This window comes from Streptantibioticus cattleyicolor NRRL 8057 = DSM 46488, from assembly GCF_000240165.1.
GTDB classification, from domain to species: domain Bacteria; phylum Actinomycetota; class Actinomycetes; order Streptomycetales; family Streptomycetaceae; genus Streptantibioticus; species Streptantibioticus cattleyicolor.
Genome location: NC_017585.1, coordinates 805,520 through 829,937 on the forward strand (window position 1 = coordinate 805,520; position 24,418 = coordinate 829,937).

Sequence of the window (24,418 nt, forward strand, 5' to 3'; positions counted from 1 at the left end):
CCTCGGCACCCGGACGGGGACGGACCGACATCTCGCACTCCTCGGACATCTCGCGATCATCATGCACCCGCGAGACTGGCGCACCACCATGATCACCCGCAGCCGAACACCAAGATCCCCGACAGAGTCAAGCTCAGCCCCTGACGGCAAACCTCCTCGCGGGCCCGTCGCCACGACCGATCGTCGCTCGATCACTAAGAGGTTCCGCTGGTCCGGGCGGCGGTATCGCGGCGCTCGTGACGGCGCCCCTACCTGCGGGATCTCTACGTTACCGGCGTCAGCGACGACGCTTTCCGGGCCGGTCGTGCGGACGTGTGTGGGTAAGCGCGTCTGCCCGTTGCATGAAGACGCCGATGGCCCCGCGCCGGTGAGTACGCCGGAGCCGGAAGCGGACGAAGCAGCCGCGGACGAGGCTGCCCTTGCCCGATTCCAGCACGTTACGCATAGCCGGTGGGAGGCTGCGAGACTTCCGAAACCATGTCGCCGGCGTGCCGTGATGTTGGCAGGAAGCACACCGACCTGCCCACGATGAAACCCTTCCGCCTGACCGGGCCCCTGGGGCTTCTCCCTCCCGGGCGAATCACCGAGCCATCCCAGGGCGCGGGCGAAGTCCTCGCATGATCCGAATGCTCCGCCCGGTGCCTGACATCGCTTGCCGACGCCGACGAGTCCGCTTCAGTGGTGGTGGCCGTGTCGCCCGAGGGCCTGCACGGGCGTCGCGCCGGGGCGGGTCCACTGCGGCACGGGGCGGCTGGTCGGGCCCCAGGTGGCATTCCCGTCCGCGTCTGTTCGCCAGTACCAACAGGCTTGGCGGCCTTGGGACGGATACCCCTCGCGGCCATCGCCGATCACCGGTCGGCCCTCGGGGTGGTCCTCCCAATCCTCGCCGCGGCCGTTGGGCGTCATGTCGAGCAGGCCCATGGACCCGTTGACCGGCTCGTTGCCACGGCCCGTCGTCGAGTAAGTGAGGAATACGCGGGCGCCGGCGCGCAGGAAACAGACGATGTGCCCCATGTTGCGGCCGACCGGCGCCTCCACGCCCCGTACCGAGTACCAGGGCTGGGCATATCCCATGAACTCGACGTAGGGAGCCACCTCGTCCCACGGACCCGAGGTCAGGACGGCGAACGAGACGCCCCGCGCGTTGAGGTAGGCCGCGTCCTTCATGTGCCAGACCGTGGTGGTGCAACCTTCGCACTGCCCCTGATGGGGCGTGCCGTCGTACCACATGTGTTTGTAGGCCACGAGCTCGTCGCGACCCTCGAACAGGTCCAGGAACGGTACCGGGCCGTCGGCTCCGACGACCTCGACCGTTCCGTCCAGCTCCACCATCGGGAGTCGGCGGCGGGCGGCGGCGATGGCGTCGCCCTCACGGGTGTGGGCCTTCTCGCGGACCAGGAGCTCGTCTCGGGCGGCCTGCCAGGTGGCCAGGTCAACGATGGGCGGATGGCCGGGCAGGGCCGCGGTCGGGTCGTCCGGTGCAGCTGTCATGCTGTCCTCCGTGGTGTCTCGTGCTGGCAGCGTCGTATGACGCCGTACGACGGTCACTACTACAGACTCCCGACATGCCAGAAACTCATCGCGGCAGGAGTTTTGGGTTCCGTCCGCCGAGTCCGCACGGGCCAGGTTCCGCTGACGAGTGCACGCCCCAGGCCGCCCAACGTGCCAGGTGCCCTGACGAAGCCGACGGCATCCCACGCCATCGAGGTCCGCTTGGGCGCCTCGCCCACGACCCCGAGCCGACACAGGCCAAGCCAAGGGCCAGGCGGCGCAACCCCGTCGCAGCAGCAACGCGCTGCCCTAGCGAACGCACCGGACAAGGCCAGACACCCGGCACCGCTGCTGAGGGCAAGCACCGCACAGCCGAAGGGCAGAGGCGACGCTCGGCGTGTGAGCCGACGACGAGGCGGAACAACGGAGCGCCGAGCCTCGGCTTGATGGGATCCCCAGGCGGCGCTTGGTGTACGGCACGGCAGACAAGCGGTTGTCGCCGTAGGCCATAACCCGGTTATAGGTCGAGCGGGGGCAAGCCCGGGCACCGTGTCGCTGCGGCTACCCATAACCCGGTTATAACTGAGCCGTTCGCCATCGTTGATGACGGGGTAGGTCGGCGTGCGTGGGCCGGGGAGGAGGCGTCGTCGCGCCTAGGCATCGGTTGCTATGGCTTTGCCGGTGAGCGGTTGCTGCTCTGCGATAGGGGAGGCACTCCGCGGGGATGTCGGCGGGCGGTCTTGAGGCATCGAGACGGGTTGGTGGCCGAGCACAACGAACGCGATCGTCTTCGTGGCCGAGCCGCAGTTGGGTACGCGCCGAAACTGGTTGGCGGTGGTCGTTCCGGACGGTGCGTTTGACCAACGACCCATGCCCAAAGGGCCGGCTCGTCTGACGGGGTGGTCGCAAGTGGCGGAACTGCGATTCACGGATTCGTGGGTCGCCCGAACCGGTGACAGGATGTCGCGCGAACGTCGCCGAGCCCCTACCGTACTTTCCCGGAAGGGCGTTCACGTCGGAAGTCATACTCAGGCCACCGGGCGCCCTTCCGCCATGCCCGCTGGCAGCGGCCAAGAGCGCTCCCTCACGCGTGGACCTCCAACTTTCCAGGAGCAGCACGCGTCGCCGGTCGGTTCAACTCCCCACGTCCCGAACGTTGGACGCGGTGCGCAGCTTCCACCGAGCGCCCACGCCCCAGGCGGCAGCGAGTAAGCCGTTTGGTATCCCCGCGCGGAAGTCCTACGGTCGTGGCGTGGCGGGACATCCGAAGTGAGGTGGCTGGCAGAGCGCTCGGTCGAGGCACTGAGCGAGGCGTTGCGGGGCGCGGCTCCGCAGCTCAGCGGATATCCGGTGACGGTCCCCGCGCCGACGGGAGGGGTGACCCGCTGTGGCGCAAGACCAGTACGGTCGCCCGTGGCCAGTTTGTGGTGAAGTTCGCATGGTCGCGTCCTGCCGTGCTTCGCTTGGCGCGGGAGAGCGGGGTTCTGGCCGCGCTGTCGTGCGCACCGGCGGTTCCGATCCTGCCCGAGGTCGTCGTCGGCAGTACCGATCCTTTGTTCCTGGTCACCAGGCTCGTGCCCGGAACGTCCTTGTTCCAGGTCGTCGATCCGATGGACTCGGACCAGGTTGGCAGGCAACTGGCGCAGTTCTTGGCGGCCCTGCACGCTCCGTCGGCCTTGGCGCGCGCCCGAGCCGCTTTCGGATCGCTACCCGACGCCCAACTCCCACCCGGACCGCCGCAGTCCTGCACGAGCGGCTGGCGCGACGGATCCGGCCGACGCAGCGCCGTACCGTTACTCGCTGGTGCGACTGGGCCGATGCTGCGCTGGCGTCCTCCGGTCCGATCGTGCTGGCGCACGGTGACCTGCATGGCGACGACCAGGTGTGGCACCGCCACGAACTCCGGCTGGCGGTGGACTTCGAGGCCGTCGGGGTCGCCGAGCCCGAGTATGACTTGCGGGGCTTTTCCGACCCCTGGATGGGACCGGGCGTGGCGCTGCTGACCGCTGTCATGCCTCACTACCAGCAGATCACCGGACAGCAGCTCTCCATGGAACGGGCGATGGCCTGGCATCCGCGGAACACCCTCAACGACGTGCTGTGGCGCAGCGAAGTCGGCATTCCCCTGCCGGATCAGCGGACACCATCGGAGTGGGCGGACGACCCGCTTCACCGCGCTCGGCCTCGATCCTGAGGCGCCACCGTAACCACTCACACAGCCGCCGACTTGCGCCGAAGACAGGAGATCCTGAACGAGCCCTGCTCAACGTACGCGCATCACGAGCGGCACGAACGTCCGCTCCAACTAAAGAAATTGGCGAGCGACCACAACCAGATCACACCCAGAAGCTAGAAGCGCCCCACCCCCTCCGAAAGTCAGTCGGACGTCCGACGCAGCACGAGACAGACGAAGCCGAAACTGTCCCGGTAGCCGTGCAGCCACTCGGACCGACGCGTGGTGGCCGTCTCAAGCACCTGCGGGCTGTCCGGATCGGTCGGGTTGTCCAGAGCCCAGGCTGCCAGCGACCCCCAGCAGGCCCACTCGTAATCGTCCAGTTCGCTCCGCGTGCTGACATGTCCCTGAACCGGAGTCCATCCGTCGGCCACGACCCGGTCCACGGTGGTCGCCAGGTCGGCGAAGTCACCCAGGATCTCGATGGTCTCCGGGGTCGGCTCACGTTCCCAGAATCCGTCACCGATGAGCACCCGCCCGCCCGGAGCCAGATGCCGGCGCGCCGCCGCGAGCGTGGGGAGCAGGCCACCGAAGGCATGTGTGGCTCCGACACTGAGCACCAGATCGAACGGTTGTGGTGAGGAGAAGTCCGCCGCTTCCCGGTGGTGGAGCACGAGGCGCTCCTGGACGCCGAGGCTGGTTGCGGCCTGGCGAGCCTGAGTCAGGGAACCCTCGGAGATGTCGACGCCTTCGGCCCGGAGCCGGGGGTACGTGGCCAGTGCGCGCAACAGCCATTCAGCGCTGCCGCAGCCGAGGTCGAGTACGCGTTCGTCACCCCGAGGGAGGCCGTGCTCCAGCAGGCGGCGTACCGAATCATCGCCGAGCGGGGCCTTGATCGGATGGTCGGCATGGGAGAGCGCGGAGATCTGTTCTCGATTCACCCGCGCAGCGTGACAGCGCGGGAGTCCGGGTGCATCTCGTTTTCTACGTCAGGCTCTCAACTCACCCTAAGGGCTGTCCCGTAACTGCTGGTCACGGGTGAGATGATCTTGCTGTGTCTGGTGTGATCACGGCGTCTGAGCCCTCCTGGATAGCCCCGTTCACTGGGCTGAGCCCGCGCCAGTTCGGCAAGCTGATCACCGCGCTCCGGCGTGAGGGTGTGGACCCGGTGCGCAAGGGTCGGCCATGGAGCCTGCCGCTGGAGGACCGCGTGCTCCTGATCGCCGCGTACTGGCGGACGAACCTGACCCTGCGTCAACTGGCCCCGCTGTTCGGGGTGTCCAAGTCGGCGGCCGACCGCATCATCGACCACCTCGGGCCCGCGCTCGCGCTCCAGCAGCGCAAGCGGTTCCGCAAGGACACCGTGCTCCTCATGGACGGCACCCTCGTTCCCACCCGTGACCACACCATCGCCGAGCAGTCCAAGAACTACCGGTACTCCACCAACCACCAGGTCGTCATCGACGCCGACACCCGGCTCGTCGTCGCGGTCGGCCGACCAGTCGCAGGCAACCGCAACGACTGCAAGGCGTGGGAGCTGTCCGGCGCGAAAGACGCCGTCGGCAAGACCACGGTCATCGCAGATGGCGGCTACCGGGGCACCGGCCTGGTCATCCCGCACCGCCGCGAGAAGGGCCAGACCGAACTCCCGGAATGGAAGGAGGAGCACAACGCCTCCCACCGCAAAGTCCGCGCCCGTGTAGAGCACGTCTTCGCCCGGATGAAGGGCTGGAAGATCCTTCGCGACTGCCGGCTGAAGGGCGACGGCGTCCAGCACGCCATGCTCGGCATCGCCCGCCTGCACAACCTCGTCCTTGCCGGGTGACGCAGAAACCAGCAGGCCACCAGACCCGTCAGAGATCATTTACGGGACAGCCCTTAGGAAAGCACCACTTGATCAGCAACACAGCCGAGCGCGAGCGGAAGCGAAATCGAGAGGGACGCCAAGATTCATGGCGGCACGAGGCGGATGCCGTCGACCGACGAGCCTCCCAACGGTACCCCGGCGGCGTGATGATGAAGCTGCCGGCGACCGAGCAAGCGGACAGGACTCGAGCCACCGGCTCCATGGCGGAGCGACACAACCAGGAGCCGGCGAACACCGTGCCGAAGCCCCCCACGGGCGCCAGCCCCCGCCCGACCGCCATGACCAGCCGACAGCAGCTGCCCCGACTCCGCTTCGCGCAACTGCTCTGGCGCGCCGCCAGGTCAGCTCGGCAGGGGCATAACCGGGTTATGGGTAGCCGGGGTATAACCCGGTAATGGATGGGGGAGGTTTGTAGGCCTCTCAGCGACGAGCGGGACACCGCTCGCGATTGGCGGTCCGATAGCGTCCTGGAGCGGACACAACTCCCTGGAGGCTGACAGGCCTTGGCCACTCGGCGTGGCATGGTGAGGAAGGTGCCGACCGAGGCAACTCTCGGCCCCCCTCGAACGTCCCGGATCAGCGGAGCCGCCGGAACGTCCAGCCAGTGAGTTGCCACCAACTTGAAGTACCAGTCGACCGGGTGAGGAAGGCGTGACGTGGCTCGTCGGTCGCCGTGTCGTCTTCCCGCCACTTCAGCATGAGACGAGTACGACTCGGTGGCGGGGCCTGGAGCGTGCGGGTACGGACACGCCCGGGGCCCCGGTGCCGCCGGGTGTGTGCTACTGCTTGCTGACTCGGTCCTGGAGCACCTCGCCGAGGATGAAGAAGGCGTTGAGCGCGGCGGGGAATCCGGCGAAGACGGCCATCTGCGTGATCGTTTCGGTGATCTCTTCCTTGGTGTTTCCCGTGTTGAGGGCGCTGTCGATATGTGTCTTCAGCTGAAGGGGGGCGGTGCCCATCGCGGTCAGACCGGCCACGGTCAGCAGTTCACGGGTCTTGACGCTCAGACCGGGCCGGGTGAACACGTCACCGAGGGTGAACTCGATGAGCAGGTCGGCGAAGCTCGGGGCGATGACTTCGAGAGCGTCGAACGACGCCTCGCCGGCAGAGTCCTGGTGCAGGTTGTTGTAGTAGGCGATGCCCCGCTGGTAGCGCTCGCTCTTGTCCTGGATCTGATCCGTCATGTCGATTCCTTCGCTCTTGCCTGGCCGCGCCACGGGGAGGGCACGGCTGTTGTACGGGGGGCACGCCTTCGCTTTGCGCCCGCACGCCACTACGCTAAAACCTGACGTTGACGTGAGATGCAAGTCGAAGAGGGAGAGGGGTGGAGTCGCCATGCGTATTGGAGAGCTGGCCAGGCGCTCGGGAGTGAGCGTCCGCGCCCTGCGCTACTACGAGGAGCAGAAGCTTCTGGAGTCGGCCAGGACATCCGGAAACCAGCGGGACTATGCCGAAGGCGCAGTGAGCCGCGTGCAGCTCATCCAGCAGCTCTACGCCGCCGGCCTGTCGAGCGGAACGATCGTCGATCTCCTGCCCTGCGTGACCACCGGTCTGGCAACCCAGGAGATGCTCGACCAACTCATCACCGAACGTGATCACATCGTTACGCGTATCGACGAATTGGGGCAGGCCAAGGAGAAGCTCGACCGAGTGATCGAACAGGTCATCGCGGCTGGCGTCGTCACCGGAGACGCTTCTACGACGGTGGCCGGCGAATGACGCCGCGCCTAAAGTCCTGCCGCCAACAGAAAAGACAGCGACCTGTCTGCCTGGCCCGCCTTCTTCCCACAACTGCGAGCTGGACTCATAGGCGATGTCCGCCCGGCGGGGGCGAGCGCCAGTGGCGCGGAACCAAGGAATCCGCCAGCAATCTGAACAGCGATCCAGTAGGCCCGGCGCCTACCACGCGGCCACCGGTCACCTGATGAGTGGAAGAGCTGCCACCTCACGCGCGATGGTTGAGCGCATCCACCGACAACGTTGCATTCGGCACGAGCACAGTCCAGCCCGCACTCCACCTCGTTCCCGAGCAGCGTGCCCACACCAGGCGAACTCGCCGCCCGCACCCGCCCGATCGAGCGGAACGAAGTAAACGCGACCGAGGAGCGGCGATCCCCGCAGCGCCCGCTCCGGCGTCACACCACATCACGCAGATCAGCACCCGCGACCCAGCACCCGCAACCCCGCACCCGTGGACGCCCATGCGAGGATGACGCCATGCTGTCTCGATTACCGTTCGGGGAGACGCTGCGCGCCGAGCTGGGTACGCCGGGCCGCGTCCGCAGGCTGGCCAGCAGTCCGAGATCACGGGTGTGGCAGGCCGAGCTGTCGGGCACCCGGGTCGTGGTCAAGCAACTCATCGAGGGCCCGGAGGCAGCCGACAGGTATGCCCGGGAGGTGACGGCGTTGCGCCTCGCATCCCGGGTGGAGCCGCCCGTGGTGCCCGCGCTGCTCGGTACGGATCCGCACGAACGCGTCATCGTGCTCGAGCACTTGGAGCAGAGGAAGCCGCCCGACGACTGGGTGATCGGCTACGCCTCGTCACTGGCCCGGCTCCACGCCGCCACCGGGGCGGACGCCAAGGGCACGCTCCCTGACTGGACCGGCCCGACCCAGGCCGACGCCAAATCCTTCCTCTCGCTCGCTCATGCGCTCGGCGTGGCGGTGCCGGCAGGCGTACGAACCGAACTCGACGGCCTCCTCGCGCGCCTGGCGCACGCCCCCGGTCACTCTCTGCTACATGGCGACCCTTGCCCGGGCAACGACATGCACACCACCGACGGCGTCCGGTTCATCGACTTCGAACAGGCAACGCTGGGCAACGGACTGGTGGAACTCGCCTACCTACGCATCGGCTTCCCGACCTGCTGGTGCGCCACATCACCCGACCCGGCCCTACTCAACGCCGCCGAATCCACCTACCGAACGGCTTGGCGCGACGCGACAGGCACCGACGTCCAGGGCGATCTGACCGACGCCTGCGCGGGCTGGCTGCTCCAAGGCGACGCACTGGTCGAGCGGGCCCACCGGAGGACGACCGACCACTTGGCCCGCCTCCCTGACCGGGATTGGCGATGGGGTACGGCCACCGCCCGGCAGCGGCTCGTCCACCGTCTCGGCGTCGTCGGCGTGATGGCCTCCTCCGGCAGCGGAGAGCTGAAGGGGCTGGCGCGACTCGCCACATCGATGCGCGACACCATGCTCACCCGCTGGCCGGCACTCAAACCGCTCCCGCGACGCAGACCCTAGCGGAACGCAGAACGCAGAACGCAGAACGCGCAATGCGGGACGCGGAACCCGGACCACGCAACAGGCACCCCGCAACAGGCACCCCGCAACCCAACCACCGTGACCTGGGACCATCAGTGGATGGCGGACAACCATCCGAAGATCAAGGACATCACCATCGACTGTGCCGACCCCGAACGGCTGGCCTCGTTCTGGTCACAGCTCCTGGGCCGACCCGTCGCGGCGAGAATCGGGCCGTACGTATGGCTCGCCCGGGGCGACGGACCGGGGGTGGGCTTCCAGAGGGTCACCGAGGCCAAGACCGGCAAGAACCGCGTCCACCTCGACCTCGCCTCACCGGATCCCGCAGCTGAACAGCACCGGATCGAAAGGCTCGGCGGACACCTGCTCCAGCAGTACGCGGCAGGAGGCTTCCTCGTCATGGCCGATCCGGAGGGCAACGAGTTCTGCGTCATCCCCGAGGATCCGTTCGACGTGGACGACGAGGGGCACGCGAGCTACTTGACCGGGCCCGGCACGACCGCACAGAGGGTGATCACGCCACCGCGCGGTTGAGCCGGAACGGGCGCCCGGGCAGCGAGGCGACGAATCCGACGCGAACCCGTCGACCACACCACCGTATCGGCGGCATATCACGTCACCGGGACGAAGTCCGGCATCGTCGGCACACTAGGATCGCCCCTCATGGACATAGCCGTATACCTCCTCATCGCCCTGACCTTGACGCTGGCCGCGACCGTCGAGCGCAAGGTCGGCCGGGTGGAACGGAAGGTCGCTCAGGTGGAGCGCAAACTCGACCTGATCATGGCGCACTTGGGCGTCGAGGCGCCGGAGCCCGAACTGAGCCGGGTACGGGCGTTGCTCGCCGAGGGCAAGAAGATCGAGGCGATCAAGGCGTACCGGGAGATCACGGACGCGGACCTGAAGGAAGCCAAGGACGCCGTGGACCGGATGGCCGAATCGCCGAGCTGAGCGTCCCTGACCCCGGGGAAATCAGTGCAGTGGTCGACGCCGAGCCGGCTGAGGCCGATCGGGAAACCCGTCCAGCCGCTCGCCCTCGGCCACGGAGTGACCGTACGGCGTGACGACCGGGACTACGTCGTGCGCGTCAGCACCGTCCCCCGGCCCATCGCACCGCCAACTCCCCCTCCACCGCCAGCCGTTCAACCGCGGCCAAGCCGTTCCAGCCCCGCCACCGGCCCCGCCGCGAGCACGAAACCCGGTCCAGCCTGCTCGCGCCAGTCGGACCAAAACCTCGCCCAGCGCCAACCGCCGCACCGGCGATTCCCGAGACCGGTCAGCAGCCGCTCGTCAGCGGAGCCCACGCACGGCCCACCACGGGATCAAACGGTGAGCACGACCTTGCCCTGGAGGTGACCGCTGTCGAGCAGGCGGTGCGCGTCGGCGACGCGCTCGAACGGGAACGTCTCCTGCACGTGGACCCGGAGCCTGCCCTGTTCGACGAGTTGGACGAGGCCGCGCAGGGCGACCGGGTCGGGGTCGACCCCGATGCCGCTGAAGCGCATGCCGGCCGCCTCGTACCTGGCGGCGAGGTCCGCGTCCTCGTCGGCGACCGCCGTCACCAGGTGACCGCCTGGGCGGAGCACCTTCAGCGAGCGCTCGACGGTGTCGCCGCCGATCGTGTCGAGCACGACGTCGACGTCCCGGACCGCCTCGGCGAAGTCGACCGCCGTGTAGTCGATCACCTCGTCGGCGCCCAACCCCTCGACGAACGTCCGCTTGCTCCCACCGGCTGTCGCGATCACGTACGCGCCGAGCGCCTTCGCGATCTGGATCGCCACGTGGCCGACCCCGCCACCACCGCCGTGGATCAGGACGCGGTCGCCCTCGGCCACGCCGCCGAGATCGACGAGGCCCTGCCACGCCGTCAGCCCCACGATCGGCAGCGCCGACGCCTCGACGTGCGACAGTGACGCCGGCTTGCGTGCCAGGTGCAACGCCGGTGCCGACACGACCTCGGCGTACGCGCTCGCCGCCCGCGGGAACAGCGGCATGCCGAACACCTCGTCGCCGGGCCTGAACCGCCAGGTCCCCGATGCGTCCTCGACCACGCCGCTGATGTCCCAGCCGAGGACGAACGGCGGCCGTCCGAGCAGCGGGAACTCGCCGGCGCGCAGGCGTGCCTCCAGCGGGTTGAGCCCGATCGCCTTGACGCGGACGAGGACCTCGGTCGGGAGGGGCCGGGGCTGCGGCGCGTCCACGATGGTGAGTACCTCGGGGCCGCCGAGCGTGTGCTGGGTGATGACTCGCATGACTCTCCTGACGTGGGAGTGGGGAGAGCACCCAGGCTAGGTTTCCGACAGGAACCGGCAGGTACCTTTGGCGCCATGAGTGGTTTCGGGCCCGGCGACCCCTTTCTCGCCGACTGTCCGGCGCGTCTGGCGGTCGAGCTGATCGCCGACAAGTGGACGGTGGTCGTGCTCTACGGCCTCAGCAAGGGCCCGGTGCGCCATGGCGAGTTGATCGAGCTGATCGGTGGCATCTCCCGCAAGGTGCTCACCCAGACGCTCCGACGGCTCCAGGCGCACGGACTCGTCCGCCGCCACGCCTACGCCGAGGTGCCACCTCGTGTCGAGTACGAGCTGACCCCGCTCGGGGCGACGCTGATCGAGCCGATCCATATGCTGACCGAGTGGGCGAGGGAGCACGGCGACGCGGTGCTCGACGCGTTGGACGCCGATCCCGAGCCGGTCGCCCGTGGCAACTGACGCCCCCGCCGAGGCACCCCGGCGATCCCGGCGCGGCGCAAGGTCCCGGACATGACCGAAGCCCCTACCGCTGCCACTGGTACAGCCCGTCCCGTTCGAGGATGCGCACCGCCTGGACGTCCCGTTCGATCTCGGTCTGGTCGTCCGCGACGAGGATGAGCGCGCCGGGGGAGGTGAGGAGTCCGGGGGTCCGGTGGAGGCGGGAGCCGGGGACGAGGTGGCCGACGGTGCCGGTGATGGTGGGCAGGGAGAGGATCTGCTGGAGGACGGCGGTGTTGAGGAAGCCGCCGCGGTCGGTGGCGAGGACGATACGGCAGGTGTATTTGGGGGCGCGGGTCGGCCGGTCCATGAGGGAGAGGGGATCGAGGAGGGCGGCGACGGCGTCGCGGGCGTGGTAGCTGCCGGTGGCCCAGAGCAGGGCGACGGGGTCGATGCCGCTGTCGGGACGGGGCTCGGTGGTGAGCAGCAGGGGGCCGTCGTCGGTGAGGACGATCTCGGAGTGGGCGGCTCCGTAGGCGATGCCGAGCGCGGTGAGGGCACGTGACACGTGGTCGGTGAGGACGCCGGCGACGGCGGAGCCGGGCGGCAGCAGATCGGCCCGGCCGCAGAGCATCACCCCGGCGCGCCCCATCCGGTGCTCCGCCCAGATCTCGGTCACCCGGTGATGACCGGCGTAGCTGACGGTGTTGACCAGGTAACGCGCCCCGGTGACCTCCGCGCGCAGCAGGAGGGGTGTGCCGGCGAGGGCGGGGTGGCCGGGGGCCTCCGGGGTGTCCTCGGGCGGGGCGAAGGGGGAGCCGCGCATCGCCTGCCAGGCGCGGACGAGGTCGTCGTGGTCGGTGCAGACGCGTTCGCCGGAGTCCCGGGCCGCGCTGTGCGAGGCGGATCCGAGTGTGTAGGGGCGGCGGCCGTTGCGGGCGGCCCACGCGACGGCTTCCTCCAGGTCGTCGGTGCAGAGTGTGGGGACGACGGGGACGCCGGCGTCGGCCAGGGTGTCGCGGGCGGCGGCGCGGTCGCGGCGGGCGTCGCCGGTGGGTACGGGGTTGCCGGGCAGGCCGAGGTGATGGGCGAGGGCGGCGGCGAGGGGGACGCCGAGTTCGCTGCCGGCGACCACGGCCTGGACGTCGCGTTGGCGTAATGCCTCGGCCGTGCGGGCCACGTCACCGTGGTCCTCGACGACGTGCAGGAAGTCGTCGTGGTGCACCCGGTGCTTGGGCGGGAGGGTGGTGTACGGCGGGGTGACGGCGATGCTCGACCAGCCGCGGCGGCGGAACTCGGTGGCGTAGAACCGTCCGGTGCCGAACGGGGCGACGATGGCGGCCACGCCACGACGCGCCCTCAACTCGGGGGGTATGGCGTCGGGTTGGCGTGGATCGGGGTGCGACACGGACGGTCTCCTCGAAGCGGTCGGCGCGGCGGCGAGCGGTCGGCGGTACGGGGCGGTGACGGGTGGCGTGGTCACCGGTCCGAGCGGGGCCCGCACGTCGGCGTACGGGCACCGGGCATGGCGCGCTCCCCCTGAACACCGGCCCCCCGGACACCAGCACCCCCCGAACACCAGCCCCCGAGCCCCGTCCCCACCGCCTCGGCCGGTACCCGGATCTCTATCGGGTCCGGGCGCGCGGGCGCCACGAAGCGGGGACCGGCGGGTTCATGCAAGGAGGTTTCATGAAGAACGATTCCACGCCGTCACCATATTGGCGTGTCTGTTCGCGTGGTGCGTCGGAATGGCGAATGACAGCGGTGTGGAACGTGGACGAGTGGTCACTACATGGGGTGTGTGTGGTGGCGCTGTGCGGGGCGTGGAGATCAGATATGGGTCGGCGGGAACGACGGTGGGAAGGGATGGTGATCAACCCCTCGCCCGGCGGCGGTGGTTGGCCGTCCGATCGACGTAAGCAGAGTGCTCCGGAACCTCGGGGCCGTAATCCTCCCGGGAGGACGTGTGGACCTTCGTATGGCGGGTCGGACCGCGGTGGTCACCGGTGCCAGCCGAGGGATCGGGCTGGCCGTGGTGCGTACCCTGATCCGCGAGGGCCTTCGGGTGGTGGGCGCCGCGCGGACGATTTCCCCGGAACTCGGCGAGACCGGTGCCATTCCGGTCGCGGTCGATCTGACCGTGGCCGAGAACTGTACGTATCTCATTGAGCGGGCGGTGGCGGAACTCGGTGGGATCGATCTGCTGGTGAACAACGCGGGCGTCGGAGAAGTATTCGCCCGGGCCGGTTTTCTCTCGGCGGACGACGAAACGTGGCAGCGTTCGTGGGCGCTCAATTTCTTCGCGCCGGTGCGGCTGATCCGGGCGGCGCTGCCGACGTTGCTGGAGCGCCGGGGACGGGTGGTGAACGTGTCCTCCATCGGCGCCCGGTTGGCCACCGGCCCGGTGGACTACGCCGCGGCGAAGGCGGCGCTCAACACCCTGGGCAAGGCGCTGGCGGAGGAGTTCGGCCCGCGGGGCGTCCGGATCAACACCGTCTCGCCCGGGCCCACCCGTACCACCGCCTGGGACGGGCCGTGCAGTTACGGAGCCCAGCAGGCGAAGCTGCACGGCGCGGACGTGCGGGAGTACATCGCCACGGTGCCGGACGAGAGCGGCATGATCACCGGGCGGCTGATCGAGCCGGAAGAGGTCGCCGCGCTGATCGCGTTCGTCGCCTCCGACGTGGCGAGCAGCATGCAGGGCACCGACTACGTCATCGACGGCGGGGCCGTCAAGACGGTGTGACACGCGGGGCGGGCCCGGGGGAGGCCGGACGCTTCCCCGGGCCGGCCGGACACCCGTCTCACCGGGCCGGCTTCCAGTTGAGTAACAGCAGCGTGGCACCGCTGCCGTGGGGGTTGAGGACGTTGATGCGGACCCAGCCGACCTCGCCGGTGGTGCCGTGGGCGAAGGGGCGCAGGTCGCCGTCGGTGTGGGCGTACAGGGGGAGTTTGCCGCGGTAGAGGGGGCCGATGTCGGGGTCGGCGGCGAGTTCCTCGTCGAGCTGGGCGAGGGTGGGGTCGTCGGGGTGGCGGACGAACGTGGCACGGGCCACCGACAGGGCGCGGGGTGCCCAGACCTCCCAGAACTGGGGGAGCCAGGCGTGCACGGCGCCGTTCTCCGGGGCCTTGCGGACCTTCTCGTTCAGCAGCATCCAGCGCAGGAAGTTGAAGTCGTCGGGGATGCCGGCCAGGAGCGCTTCGGCGTGCGCGTTGTACATCCGGGGCGGCATCAGGTTCCAGCAGTGGTCCTGGATGTAGGCCGGGCCCTGGTAGAGGTCGAGCACGTCGCGGTAGCCGTCCGGCACGGTGACCGGCTGGTACTGCGGGCGGGGGCGGCAGGCGTAGACGCGCAGGAATTCGTACTGGCGGGCCGTGAGGCCGAGGAGTTCGGCGATCTGGAGGAGGCGTTCCTCGGGGGCGTTGGAGATCAGGCCGCGTTCGAGTTCGGCGTACCAGGTGCCGTCCCGGAGGCCGAGGAGGCGGCCGACCTCCAGTTGGGTCAGCCCCTTGGCGCGGCGGCCCCGGCCCGGCAGGTGGCGCGGGACCTCGCTGGGGTACTTGGCCTCGAAGACCGACCGGTCCACGCGTTCGCGGGCCTGGCCGAGGAAGGCCAGCTTCTCGCGCCGCTCCTCCTGCGTCGGTGTCAGCCTCCGGAGCGCCACCGCGCCCACGGGTCTGCCGCGTCGACCGTTTCCCATGCGCCCACCCCTCCAGCGAGAATCCACGACGTGTGATCGCGTGTTGTGTCAAAAAGTGAACGATGCCTGTTGAATCATGAATAATAGGGAACGAAAGTCCCCGGAAAAGCGCCCTCTGTCCCAACTCCCGGGCCCCGGGGCACAATCGGAGCTTCGACCAGCCGACCAGGGTCCGGCGTGCGGCTGGGAAGGGGGGACGAGCCGTGCGGGTCCGCTGCCGTGAGCAGAGGCGGGCGGCCGACCACACGGTGCCGCGGTCACCGCGTACCGTCCCGCCCATGTCGTGTGGCCGGCCCCCGAGAAGGCGTACTCGTACATGACCTCCCGCACCCCGGTCACCCCCGACGACTGTGCCGACGGGCCGCGGCGTCGCGCCGCCGCCCACCCTCAACCCGTCGGCGCCGGGCCCCTGTTGCCCCTAACGATCCGGATCAGGTATCCGACTCCCGGAACCGCGAAGACGGTTCCCGCGCACAACACCGCCCCGGACAAAACCGCCGCAACCGGGACGACCCCGACACCTCCGGTGTGCGTCGGCCCCACCCCCCTCTCCCGCTTCCTGCGCACCCACCGCCGACGCGCCGGGCTCACCCAGGAGACCCTCGCCCGCCGGCTCGACGTCAGCACCCGCACCGTCAGCAACTGGGAACGCGGCCGGCACGGCGTGGACCCGGACCGCGTGGCGGACCTCGGCCACGCGCTCGGTCTCACGCCGGACGAACACGACCGATTACGCCTGCTCGTCCCCGCCGCCCCGGACCGCGCCGCCGACCCCGGCCCCGGCCCCGTACGGCCGGTGCCCCCACCCCACCTCGTCGCCCGCTTCACCGACGAATGGCGCCGCGGCTTCCACGATGTCGCCATGCCCGCCTACCTGCGCGACCCGGCCTGGCACATCCTCGCCTGCAACCCGGCGTTCACCAGCGCCTTCGCCACCGCCGCCGCCATGCCGCACGCCATGCCCTGGGAGAACTTCGCCCGCTTCGTGTGCCTCCACCCCGACGCCCCCCGGGTGCTCCACGACTGGTACGACGGGTGGCTCGTGCCCGTCCTCGGCGAGATCGCCGACGGGCTGCGGACCGGAACGGACCAGGCGGCGCCGCGCCGGCTGCTGGCGGAGCTGACGGGCCGGCCCGCGGTGGCCCGTGCCTGGACACGGGTCGCGGCGGCGGCGCGGCGGGCGGCGCCACCGCCGCGCAGACCGCTGAGCCACCCCGATCCGCGCGTCGGCAACGTCCTGGTGCACGTCAGCTCCATGGAACCGGAGGGCCTGCACGGCTACCGCAGCGTGTTCTGGCGGCTGGAGCCCAGGGAGCCGGCGCCGACGCGGCCGGGGTCGCGCGGCTGATCCGGTCACGCACCCGGCAGCAGCAACGTGACCGAACGCAGACCCCGCGCCAGCCCCGGCACCGGGACGGACTCGATGACATGGACACCGACGACGCCGAGGTCGGGGTGGCGGATCCGGCGGGGCCGGCCGTCACCGTGCAGCAGGTTCTCCGGACGGCCGGGCCAGATGGGCAGGTCGTCGACGAAGGCCCGCTTGGTGATCTCGTCGGCCTCCAGATCGACGGCGATGCGCCGCAGTTCGGCCGCGTCGGGGTAGCGCAGCAACGCCACCGACAACTGCGCCAGCGCCGGCAGCAGCCAGCGGTCGTACCAGTCCACCAGCATCTCGCGGGCGCCGGGGTGGAAGGCGACGAACCGCAGCGGGTTGTGCAGCGGGCTGCAACTGGGCTTCGGCGCCGAGGCGATCATGTCGGCCATGAGCAGTTCGTACGCCTCGTTGTAGAGGACGACGTTCCGCTCGACGTCGGTCAGGCAGGTGGGGTCGCTCTGCCGGTCGATCCAGAGCTTGCAGCCCGCCAGGTGCGGGGCGAGGTCGTGGAGGGAGGACGAGGCGGGCACCGGCGGGCCGGAGTGGTCGGCGAGCCAGTAGAGCAACGCCTCCTCCTGCGGCCCGAGGTCGAGGCGGCGACGCAGTTCGTCGATGCGCTTGCGGTTGGGGACGGTGCTGCCGCGTTCCCAGTTGATGACGGTGTGCTCACTGGCCCGTACCAACGCGGCGAACCGGCGCTGCGGAAGCTTCATCCGGTGCCGGACGGCGGTGATGAAGGCGCCCCAGCCCTGCGGAGGGCGCCCTTCCACGTCGTCGTCCACGCCGTCTCCTTCGCGGTTGCCCGGTATTGACGTCGTCACTGCGCGATCCTGACCTCGGGGGCGGTGTTGAGACGCGGGAGCAGGGCCGGCACCGCGAGACCGGGGAGCAGGTACCGCCACAGGACGGTGACGCGTCCCAGCAGATCGGCGCGGTTGTTGATGGCCTGCGAGAGCACCTGGATGCCGGTGAAGGCGCCGACGATCAGCGCGGTGACCTCCTCCGGGTCGACGCCCGGCAGCAGTTCGCCGTGATGCTCCGCCTCCCGCAGCAGCCGCAGCACCACGGCGTGCGAGCTGACGTAGGGGGAGGCGTCCGGCTTGCGGTACGACGCCTGCTCCACGGCGAGCCGTACCGCGCCGCGCAGCACCGGATCGTGGCGCAGCCGGTCGCCGAAGGACATGGTGAGGTCGATCGCGGCCTGGAGCCGCAGTTCCCGCTCGGGCGGGACGAGCGCCTCGTCCTGGGCGGCGACGACGGCGTCCGCGATCGCCTCCTTGGAGGGGAAGTGGAAGTACAGGGCGCCCCTGGTCACCCCGCTGCGGTCGATGATCTCGTTGGTGGTGGCCGCGGCGAACCCCATCTCGTCGAAGACCGCCCCGGCCGCCTCGACGATCAGGCGGCGGGTCCTGAGCGCCCGCTCCTGCTGTGCCATCTCGTTACCACCCGCAGTTGACACCGACTCGGTCCAGGTCACGGCTGGCCCGGCGGGCTGGGCGCCACTTCGGTGCCAGTTTCACCGCACCGCCGGGGCGCCTGGTCCGGGGCAGGCAGGTCGCCGCAGGTGACGCAATGAGAATCAGCAAATAGTACAGCCAACGTCACCGTTGGGCGCCAGGCTCCGGGACCGCCGGAATACCACCGGGCCGCCGAACACGGGGCGTTCACGCCACCGGCCACCACCCCCCGCCCCCGGCCCGTCGGACGACGGGAGCCCGGGGGTGGTGTCCGGTGGCGTGAACGCCCGTACCGGAAGGACCCCGCGCCCTGCGTGGTACCGGCGACGCCGTGCCACGCCACCGCCCGCGAGCTGGTCGCCGACGGCCTCGGCGCCGCCGCGGGGTGGGGCGTTCAGCCGTGTCGGCGAGGGGCGTTCAGCCGTGTCGGCGCACCACCTGGCCGGCCAGCGACCAGTACCCGCGCAGGCGGTCCAGGTACGACTGCGCCGCCGGGCCGAGGTGCGCGCCGCGCGCGAACGCCGCCATGTTCCCGGGGCCGGCGTTGTACCCCAGGGCCAGCAGCTCGTCCCGGGTGTAGGTACCCGACCGCGCGTCCGGCAGATCGCGGGCGAGATCGTGCAGGTACCAGGCCGCGGCCTCGATCGCCAGCGACGGGTCGTCCGGCAGTTCCTGCCAGCCGCGACCGGCGAAGTCGCGTCCGCGCTTGGTCTCGTCGAACGCCGCCTTGTGCATGTTGGCGATGCCGAACGCCGCGTCGGGCTTCATCCGCTGCCACGCCCGCTCCCACGCCGGATCGTGCGGCTTGTACGACTCGTTGTACAGGATCGCCATCAGCAGCTGCGGATGGATCCCGGCCTGGTCGGCGTACTTGACCACCTGCTTGGCGAAGCGCGACGGATCCTGGTTGCCGGCCGCCATGCCGCTGGGCGTGGGGGCCGGGGTGCCCGGGGCCGACGCCGACGGGGACGCCGACGCGCCCGTCCGGTCCGCACCCGGCCCGCTTCCGTGGCCGTTCCCGTGGCCGCCCTGCGTCACCGCGCATCCGGCCACGATCGCCACGCCCGCCACGGCAAGCCACCACCGGGACTTCCGCGTCTGTGCCACCACGTTCCTCCGCCCGCCTGCCGCCGGCCACGACTCCTTGAAAGATACGGCGGGGGGCGGGCCGGGGGTGCGGGGCGGTGGTGGATTGTGGCAGAGCCGTCATGGTGCGGGGGCCGACGAGGGGCGGGGGGCCGAGGAGGGGTCGGGGCGGTCGTGGGGCGGCGGGGGTTCGTGTGCGGCGGCGGGGGGACGTCGGCGGTGGCAGGGGGACGTCGGCGGTGGCGGCAGGCGGGCTCCGCCTGGGGGCGCGATTCACCCGTACGTGCGATGCAGAGAAAATCGAACAAGTGATTCAATCTGGATGTGAGCACATACGCCTTCCCCGACGACCTGCTGCAAGCCCAGCGTGACTGGTACGCCACGTACCGTGCGCTCGCGGCCACCGAACGTCCAGCCGAGACCACCGTCCTGCGCCGTCGGCTCCAACGGCTCTCCGTCCGCATCAGCACCCATCCCTACTGGGCCGACCTCGGCGGCAGCGCCCCCGCCGCCCGGGTCGCGCTGAAGCAGGCGACATGGGAATGACCACCGCCCCCGTCGGCCTCCCGCCGCCTCGCCGTCCTCCGTTACGAAATGCCGTACCGGGTCGAGCCGGTCCCGCCCGTGACGAGGTGGGTGGCCGCGTCCGCAGGCGTGATCCGCTGCGGGGGTCCGCTCCGCCGGGAGTCGTGGCGGGGGCACCTCCGGCATCGGTTGCTCCGCGCCACGTTGGCGGCACCGCAGTTGATGGCGGTCAGCACGGTGGTGCGCCGCGGCAGCACGCGGGTCAGGAGCAGCTTCCCCGCCGCGCCGGTCGGCGTGGGGCCGACGTTGGCGAGCCGGGGGTTCTCCATCGCCCACAGCAGGTTGTTGTCGGGGAGGTGATAGGTGTCGTCCCTCACGGCCTGGTCGGCGGGGGAGGGCGTTCCGATGCGGGAGCCCACCACGCCTGGCAGCGTCCCTAGACGGCGACCTGGGGCTGTGCGGGGGCGAGGTACTGGACGGTGGTCGCTTCGGCGTGCGGGGCGAGCAGGGCGCGTAGTTCCTCCGCGGTGGCCTTGACCAGGTGGCCGTCGCGGGTGGCGTGGAGGGTTTCGAGGATGAAGGCGACGCGGACGGAGTCCTCGGTGACGCGGGTGCGGTGGGCGTCGCGGTGGTTCCAGTGGCGGGTCAGGACGCCGGTGGCGTCGGCGTAGACGATCTCGCCGGGCTTGGGGTGCTCGACGGTGCCCGGTTCGCCGAGCGGGGTGAAGGACTCGGTGCCGTCCGCGTGACGGATGTGGACGTCGCCGGTGACCTGGTCCAGGTCGAAGGCGCCGGCGGGCAGGGCGTGGCGGACGGAGACGGCGTTGTAGGAGTCGACGGCCGGGTTGATACGTGGCAGGGCGCCCTTCTTGGCCAGGCGGCGGCCGAGGGCGTCGACGCTGGGGCGAACGCGGCGCGGGTTGGTGCCGAAGGAACGGTAGGCGGTGTGCCACGCCGCGATACGGGGGTCACTCTCGTCGGCGGGCTGCCAGGCGCCGTCGGCGAGTTGCCGCTCCAACTCCGCCACGGCGGTGTCGGTCTCCGGCCAGGGCTGGTGGCCGCGCAGGCCGGTCGCGGTGACCAGGGCGATGAGGGTGCCTGGGAAGGCGTCGGCGACGGCGGGGGAGAGGTGGAAGGAGGCCATGGGGAGGGAGCCCTTCGTGGTGCGGGTGGGTCGAGGGGGGCCGGTCGGGGGCGCGCTGCCCTGGTGAGGCTGCCGGAGACGGCGGTGCGAGAGCTATGGGCTCGCGGTCGCCTGGGACCAGCGGTTCAGGTAAGGGCGAGGAGGCTGACGGCGACGGCGGCGGTGCCGAGTCCGACGAGTTGGCCGCGGTGGATGCGCTCGGCGAGCACGCCGCGGGCGAGCAGGACGGTGCCGGCCGGGTAGAGGGCGGTGATCAGGGCGACCACGGTGAGGTCTCCGCTGCGGGCGGCGAGCAGGAAGAGCAGGTTCGCCAGCGAGTCCAGCACACCCGCGGTCGCCGAGATCGCATACGCGGGTTTCTCGGAGCCGAGCCTGCGACGCATGATCCCGGCTGCCGTCAAGGTCACGGCCGAGGAGACCGCCCGGCCGATGATGAGAGGGGCCACGCCGCTGTCGGTGGGCGCCTGGTGCAGGAAGATCAGTTGAAGGGCGATGGCGGCGCCCGCCCCGAAGGCCAGCAGCAGCGCGGTCCGCGAGGGACGCGCCGACCCCGCCCCGTGCCCGGCGCTGACCAGTACCACCGCCGCCAGCGCCAACGGCAGACCCACCAGCCCGGCCGCCGTCAGCCGCTCGCCCTGGAGCAGCCCCACGCCCACGGGAAGCGCGGCGGACACCAGCGCGGTCACCGGCGACAGCACGTTCATCGGGCCGATCGCCAGCGTCCTGTACAGCAACGCGAACGCGGCGGCCGACGCGACCCCCGACGCGGCACCCCAGCCGAGAGCCGCCGGGCCGAACGAGGCGCCGAGCACGGGCCACAGCACCAGTTCGACCCCGAGAGAGGCCGGGGCGGCGACCATCACGGTCCGCAGCACGTGAGCCTTACGGGCACCGAGGCCCCCCAGGAAGTCGGCGCATCCGTAGGCGAGTGAGCTGCCCAGGGCCAGGAGCAGAGCGAGCACGGCACATCCCTTACCATTCAGTGGAACGACTGAACCGTACAACGGATCGACCGGAAGTTGTCAATCGAACGACCGGGCGGTGCAATGAAGTGGTCCACTGGTGAGGATGGTGATCGGATGGCCGAGACAGAGGCGGCCCTACGGACGCTCGCGCACAACGTCCGGGCGGCCCGTACCCGGGCGGGCCTGTCCCTGGACGAACTCGGCCGCCGCGCCAAGGTCAGCAAGGGCGCCCTGGTCGCACTGGAGAAAGCGCAGGGCAACCCCAACTTCGCCACGCTCGTCCGGCTGGCCGACACCCTCGGCATCTCGGTCTCCGCCCTGCTCGAAGGGGCGCCCGAGGGCCGGGTCCGCGTCGTGAGCGCCGACACGGTCGCTCCGCTGTGGGCCGGGGAACAGGGCGGTGAGGCCCGTCTCATGCTGACCACCTCGGGCCCGGCCCCCGTCGAGGTCTGGCGCTGGCGCCTGGAGCCCGGCGAGGAATACCCCAGCCACCCCCACCAGGCCGGAGTCGTGGAAACCGTCAGCGTCACCGCCGGCCGCATGACCCTCGTCGTGGACGGCACCGAGTACCCCCTCGACGCCGGACAGACCGCCACGTTCGACGCCGACGCCCCGCACACCTACCGCGGCGCCGGCACCGCCACCTGCCACCTGATCATGACCGTCCACCTGCCGCCCGGCCCCGCCCCCGCCTCCTGACCGCCGCCGAGCCCGTGTCGTGCCCGGTGTCCGGGGACGCGGCCCGGGCCCGTTCGGTCAGCACGCTCGTCGGCCCTGGGTCCGGTCCTCCTCGGTGCCCATGCCGGGGGGCTCGGGCGGTCTTGGCGGCGGGCCGCCCGTCTGCTGTTGGGCGTGAACGTCCGGTACCTTCGCCCTCCATCGGGCTCGACCCTCCCCGACCCTGACGCGGAACCCGTCCTCCGCACGCCCCTCGCCCCCGCCATGCCCCGCACCGGCTCCGTTCCTCACGACGCCGGGGCCACCTCCGCACGGCACACCGGGCACCGTTCCCTGCCGTCCCACTGATCCCAGCCGAAATCCCCCGGCGACAACGGCTGTCCCTCCAACTCCGTACGCACCGCCGCGCGATACGCCCACACCGCGCGCAAATAGGGGTGGTACACCTCGTGAAAGGCGGCCGAATCCTTCCCGGCCCCCGCCGCGACCACGCTGCGCAGCGCCCGCAACCCCTCGTACATGGCCTGCCCCGCACCGGCGACACTCGTCGACGCGTCGATGAACAACCTCTCGCGCACCTCGTAGATCGCCGCGTCGGACAAGGCCGCGCGCGTCGCCGCCTCCAAGTCCGCCTCGGCCTCCGGCGCTTGGGCTATCTCCCGCAACCTGGTGTGGCACAACCCCGCGGCCGTGATGAACTCGATGTACACCGCCCGCCGCCGTGTCTCCAGCCCGCGTTCGTCGTCATGACGATTGCGCAACCGGTCCGCCAACACCGTGCCGGACATCGCGACGACGCCGCCACTCACCGTCGCCACGAGGGTCCCCCAGTCCACGCCCGCCTCCCGTCACGCTCACCACGCAGCCGTGGCCGAGCCTACTGGCCGTGCCCGACGACCCGTTCCGTTCCGCCCACCCATAACCCGGTTATGGGCCACCCGGCCGGTTTTCCGGCGGGGCGACTCCCGCGAGACGCCGCCGAAGCCCATGCGCCGTACCGGCCCACACTCACAGCAGCACCACGCACCCCCGTTGCCGCAACGCCTGGATCCAGGGCGGCAGTTGGTCGAGCTTCGTCCACCGGAGGTCGAGTTTCTCCAGGGAGGGGAGCGTGGCGAGGGTGTCCGGGAGGTGGCGGAGGTGGGTGGCGCGGAGGTCGAGGTGGCGGAGGCGGTGGAGGGTGCCGAGGGTGTCGGGGAGGTGGCGGAGGGGGTTGTTGCGGAGGTCGAGGTGGCGGAGGTCGTGCAGGTCGCCGAGGGTGTGAGGGAGGACGGTGAGGTGGTTGTCGGCGAGGTGGAGTTCGCGGAGGCGGGTGAGGCGGCCGAGGGTGGAGGGGAGGGTGGCGAGGTGGTTGTCGTAGAGCCGGAGTTCGCGGAGGGCGGCCATGTCGCCGAGGGTGTCGGGAAGGGTGGTGAGGTGGTTGTGGGTGAGGTTGAGGTAGTCGAGCCCGGTGAGGCGGCCCAGGGAGGCGGGGACGGAGGTGAAGCCGTTGTCGCTGAGGTAGAGGTAGTCGGTGAGGTTGGGTAGGTCGCCGAGGGCGTCGGGGATGTGGTGCAGCCGGTTGTGGCCGAGGTCGAGCATCCGTAGGTCGGTGAGGTCGCCGAGGCGTGGGGGGAGGGCGGTGAGGAGGTTTTCGGCGAGGTTGAGCGAGCGGAGGGTGGTCAGGCGGCAGAGGGAGTCGGGAACGCGGGTGAGGCGGTTGCCGCCGAGGCTGAGGTGACGGAGGGCGGGGGCGTCGCCCAAGGCGTCGGGTACGTGGGTGAGTTGGTTGGCGTAGAGCGAGAGGGTTGCCAGCGCGGGGAGGGCGGCGACCTCGGCGGGGAGATGGGGGAGCGCGTTGCCGTCGAGGTCGATGCGGCGCAGTGCGGTCATCCGGGCGAGGCCGGTGGGCCAACGGGTGAGTCCGGCCCGGGGGCGGACGAGGTCCCGGGTCTCGGTGGCGTTCGGGGCGGCCCGGGGGACATCGCTCATGCGCCGGACCTTACCGGCCGGGCCG

Annotated in this window: 24 protein-coding genes and 1 pseudogene; 11 read left to right on the top strand and 14 right to left on the bottom strand. The window is 70.6% G+C overall.

Translation table 11 applies throughout. The features are described from left to right. Positions 1-675: 675 nt before the first annotated feature. Positions 676-1,491: a DUF899 family protein gene (locus SCATT_RS31225; RefSeq protein WP_014151375.1), complete on the bottom strand. Its 816-nt coding sequence runs from the start codon at positions 1,489-1,491 to the stop codon at positions 676-678. A 1,454-nt stretch (positions 1,492-2,945) separates the two neighbouring features. Here SCATT_RS31225 and SCATT_RS37225 point away from each other — a divergent pair. Beyond that, positions 2,946-3,685 (top strand): annotated as a pseudogene (locus tag SCATT_RS37225) (phosphotransferase). A 182-nt stretch (positions 3,686-3,867) separates the two neighbouring features. On the opposite strand, the gene SCATT_RS31235 reads toward SCATT_RS37225, so the two are convergent. After that, positions 3,868-4,605 carry an SAM-dependent methyltransferase gene (locus tag SCATT_RS31235; RefSeq protein ID WP_014151373.1) on the bottom strand — a complete coding sequence of 246 codons (738 nt, stop codon included), beginning with the start codon at positions 4,603-4,605 and terminating at the stop codon, positions 3,868-3,870. Between the two features lie 113 nt (positions 4,606-4,718). Here SCATT_RS31235 and SCATT_RS31240 point away from each other — a divergent pair, with 113 nt between their 5' ends. Beyond that, the gene (locus SCATT_RS31240; protein WP_014151372.1) at positions 4,719-5,489 is read left to right on the top strand and encodes an IS5/IS1182 family transposase; all 771 of its coding nucleotides are present in this window, start codon (positions 4,719-4,721) and stop codon (positions 5,487-5,489) included. Between the two features lie 821 nt (positions 5,490-6,310). On the opposite strand, the gene SCATT_RS31250 is transcribed toward SCATT_RS31240, so the two are convergent. Next, positions 6,311-6,715: a carboxymuconolactone decarboxylase family protein gene (locus tag SCATT_RS31250; protein WP_014151370.1), complete on the bottom strand. Its 405-nt coding sequence runs from the start codon at positions 6,713-6,715 to the stop codon at positions 6,311-6,313. A 151-nt stretch (positions 6,716-6,866) separates the two neighbouring features. Between SCATT_RS31250 and SCATT_RS31255 the strand changes: the two genes are divergently transcribed. The 4 genes from SCATT_RS31255 (at position 6,867) to SCATT_RS31270 (ending at position 9,752) form a co-directional block, all read left to right on the top strand. Next, positions 6,867-7,250, top strand: a complete 384-nt coding sequence (locus SCATT_RS31255) for a MerR family transcriptional regulator (protein ID WP_014151369.1) — start codon at positions 6,867-6,869, stop codon at positions 7,248-7,250. A gap of 498 nt (positions 7,251-7,748) precedes the next feature. Further along, the gene (locus SCATT_RS31260) at positions 7,749-8,780 is read left to right on the top strand and encodes an aminoglycoside phosphotransferase family protein (protein ID WP_014151368.1); all 1,032 of its coding nucleotides are present in this window, start codon (positions 7,749-7,751) and stop codon (positions 8,778-8,780) included. Between the two features lie 120 nt (positions 8,781-8,900). Further along, complete coding sequence (locus tag SCATT_RS31265) at positions 8,901-9,335, top strand: VOC family protein (RefSeq protein ID WP_014151367.1); 435 nt, start codon at positions 8,901-8,903, stop codon at positions 9,333-9,335. Positions 9,336-9,464: 129 nt separating this feature from the next. Continuing rightward, the gene (locus SCATT_RS31270; RefSeq protein ID WP_014151366.1) at positions 9,465-9,752 is read left to right on the top strand and encodes a ribosomal protein L7/L12; all 288 of its coding nucleotides are present in this window, start codon (positions 9,465-9,467) and stop codon (positions 9,750-9,752) included. A gap of 371 nt (positions 9,753-10,123) precedes the next feature. On the opposite strand, the gene SCATT_RS31275 is transcribed toward SCATT_RS31270, so the two are convergent. After that, entirely contained in the window at positions 10,124-11,053 is a 930-nt protein-coding gene (locus tag SCATT_RS31275; protein ID WP_014151365.1) for an NADP-dependent oxidoreductase, read from the bottom strand. Positions 11,054-11,128: 75 nt separating this feature from the next. On the opposite strand from SCATT_RS31275, the gene SCATT_RS31280 reads away from it, so the two are divergent. Beyond that, positions 11,129-11,509 (top strand): winged helix-turn-helix transcriptional regulator, encoded by a 381-nt coding sequence (locus SCATT_RS31280; RefSeq protein ID WP_014151364.1) that lies wholly within the window; start codon positions 11,129-11,131, stop codon positions 11,507-11,509. Between the two features lie 64 nt (positions 11,510-11,573). Here SCATT_RS31280 and SCATT_RS31285 read toward each other — a convergent pair whose 3' ends face one another. Then, a complete protein-coding gene (locus SCATT_RS31285; RefSeq protein ID WP_014626896.1) occupies positions 11,574-12,896 on the bottom strand; it encodes an ATP-grasp domain-containing protein in 1,323 nt (440 codons plus the stop codon). Positions 12,897-13,466: 570 nt separating this feature from the next. Between SCATT_RS31285 and SCATT_RS31290 the strand changes: the two genes are divergently transcribed. After that, positions 13,467-14,234: an SDR family NAD(P)-dependent oxidoreductase gene (locus tag SCATT_RS31290; protein ID WP_014151361.1), complete on the top strand. Its 768-nt coding sequence runs from the start codon at positions 13,467-13,469 to the stop codon at positions 14,232-14,234. 58 nt (positions 14,235-14,292) lie between these two features. Here the strand turns inward: SCATT_RS31290 and SCATT_RS31295 are convergent, their stop codons facing one another. Beyond that, positions 14,293-15,189, bottom strand: a complete 897-nt coding sequence (locus tag SCATT_RS31295; RefSeq protein WP_014151360.1) for a helix-turn-helix domain-containing protein — start codon at positions 15,187-15,189, stop codon at positions 14,293-14,295. A 526-nt stretch (positions 15,190-15,715) separates the two neighbouring features. On the opposite strand from SCATT_RS31295, the gene SCATT_RS31300 reads away from it, so the two are divergent. Continuing rightward, entirely contained in the window at positions 15,716-16,537 is an 822-nt protein-coding gene (locus tag SCATT_RS31300) for a helix-turn-helix domain-containing protein (RefSeq protein WP_014151359.1), read from the top strand. Positions 16,538-16,542: 5 nt separating this feature from the next. Here SCATT_RS31300 and SCATT_RS31305 read toward each other — a convergent pair whose 3' ends face one another. From SCATT_RS31305 to SCATT_RS31315, 3 genes are all read right to left on the bottom strand, one after another. Continuing rightward, positions 16,543-17,349: an MmyB family transcriptional regulator gene (locus SCATT_RS31305; RefSeq protein WP_014151358.1), complete on the bottom strand. Its 807-nt coding sequence runs from the start codon at positions 17,347-17,349 to the stop codon at positions 16,543-16,545. A gap of 35 nt (positions 17,350-17,384) precedes the next feature. Continuing rightward, positions 17,385-18,002 (bottom strand): ScbR family autoregulator-binding transcription factor, encoded by a 618-nt coding sequence (locus tag SCATT_RS31310; RefSeq protein WP_014151357.1) that lies wholly within the window; start codon positions 18,000-18,002, stop codon positions 17,385-17,387. 439 nt (positions 18,003-18,441) lie between these two features. Continuing rightward, positions 18,442-19,131: a transglycosylase SLT domain-containing protein gene (locus SCATT_RS31315; protein WP_231904911.1), complete on the bottom strand. Its 690-nt coding sequence runs from the start codon at positions 19,129-19,131 to the stop codon at positions 18,442-18,444. Between the two features lie 303 nt (positions 19,132-19,434). On the opposite strand from SCATT_RS31315, the gene SCATT_RS31320 reads away from it, so the two are divergent. Further along, a complete protein-coding gene (locus SCATT_RS31320; protein ID WP_014151354.1) occupies positions 19,435-19,656 on the top strand; it encodes a hypothetical protein in 222 nt (73 codons plus the stop codon). Positions 19,657-19,697: 41 nt separating this feature from the next. Here the strand turns inward: SCATT_RS31320 and SCATT_RS31325 are convergent, their stop codons facing one another. From SCATT_RS31325 to SCATT_RS31335, 3 genes are all read right to left on the bottom strand, one after another. Continuing rightward, on the bottom strand, positions 19,698-20,057 hold the full coding sequence (locus SCATT_RS31325; RefSeq protein WP_014151353.1) for a hypothetical protein: 360 nt from the start codon (positions 20,055-20,057) through the stop codon (positions 19,698-19,700). 14 nt (positions 20,058-20,071) lie between these two features. Further along, on the bottom strand, positions 20,072-20,779 hold the full coding sequence (locus tag SCATT_RS31330; RefSeq protein WP_014151352.1) for a B3/B4 domain-containing protein: 708 nt from the start codon (positions 20,777-20,779) through the stop codon (positions 20,072-20,074). A gap of 125 nt (positions 20,780-20,904) precedes the next feature. Further along, positions 20,905-21,741 (bottom strand): EamA family transporter, encoded by an 837-nt coding sequence (locus SCATT_RS31335; protein WP_014151351.1) that lies wholly within the window; start codon positions 21,739-21,741, stop codon positions 20,905-20,907. Positions 21,742-21,858: 117 nt separating this feature from the next. Between SCATT_RS31335 and SCATT_RS31340 the strand changes: the two genes are divergently transcribed. Then, positions 21,859-22,443: a helix-turn-helix domain-containing protein gene (locus SCATT_RS31340; protein ID WP_014151350.1), complete on the top strand. Its 585-nt coding sequence runs from the start codon at positions 21,859-21,861 to the stop codon at positions 22,441-22,443. A gap of 266 nt (positions 22,444-22,709) precedes the next feature. Here the strand turns inward: SCATT_RS31340 and SCATT_RS31345 are convergent, their stop codons facing one another. Together SCATT_RS31345 and SCATT_RS31350 are read right to left on the bottom strand one after the other, a co-directional pair. Next, a complete protein-coding gene (locus SCATT_RS31345; protein ID WP_014151349.1) occupies positions 22,710-23,258 on the bottom strand; it encodes a hypothetical protein in 549 nt (182 codons plus the stop codon). A gap of 172 nt (positions 23,259-23,430) precedes the next feature. After that, complete coding sequence (locus SCATT_RS31350; protein ID WP_014151348.1) at positions 23,431-24,393, bottom strand: leucine-rich repeat domain-containing protein; 963 nt, start codon at positions 24,391-24,393, stop codon at positions 23,431-23,433. Between the last annotated feature and the right edge of the window lie 25 nt (positions 24,394-24,418).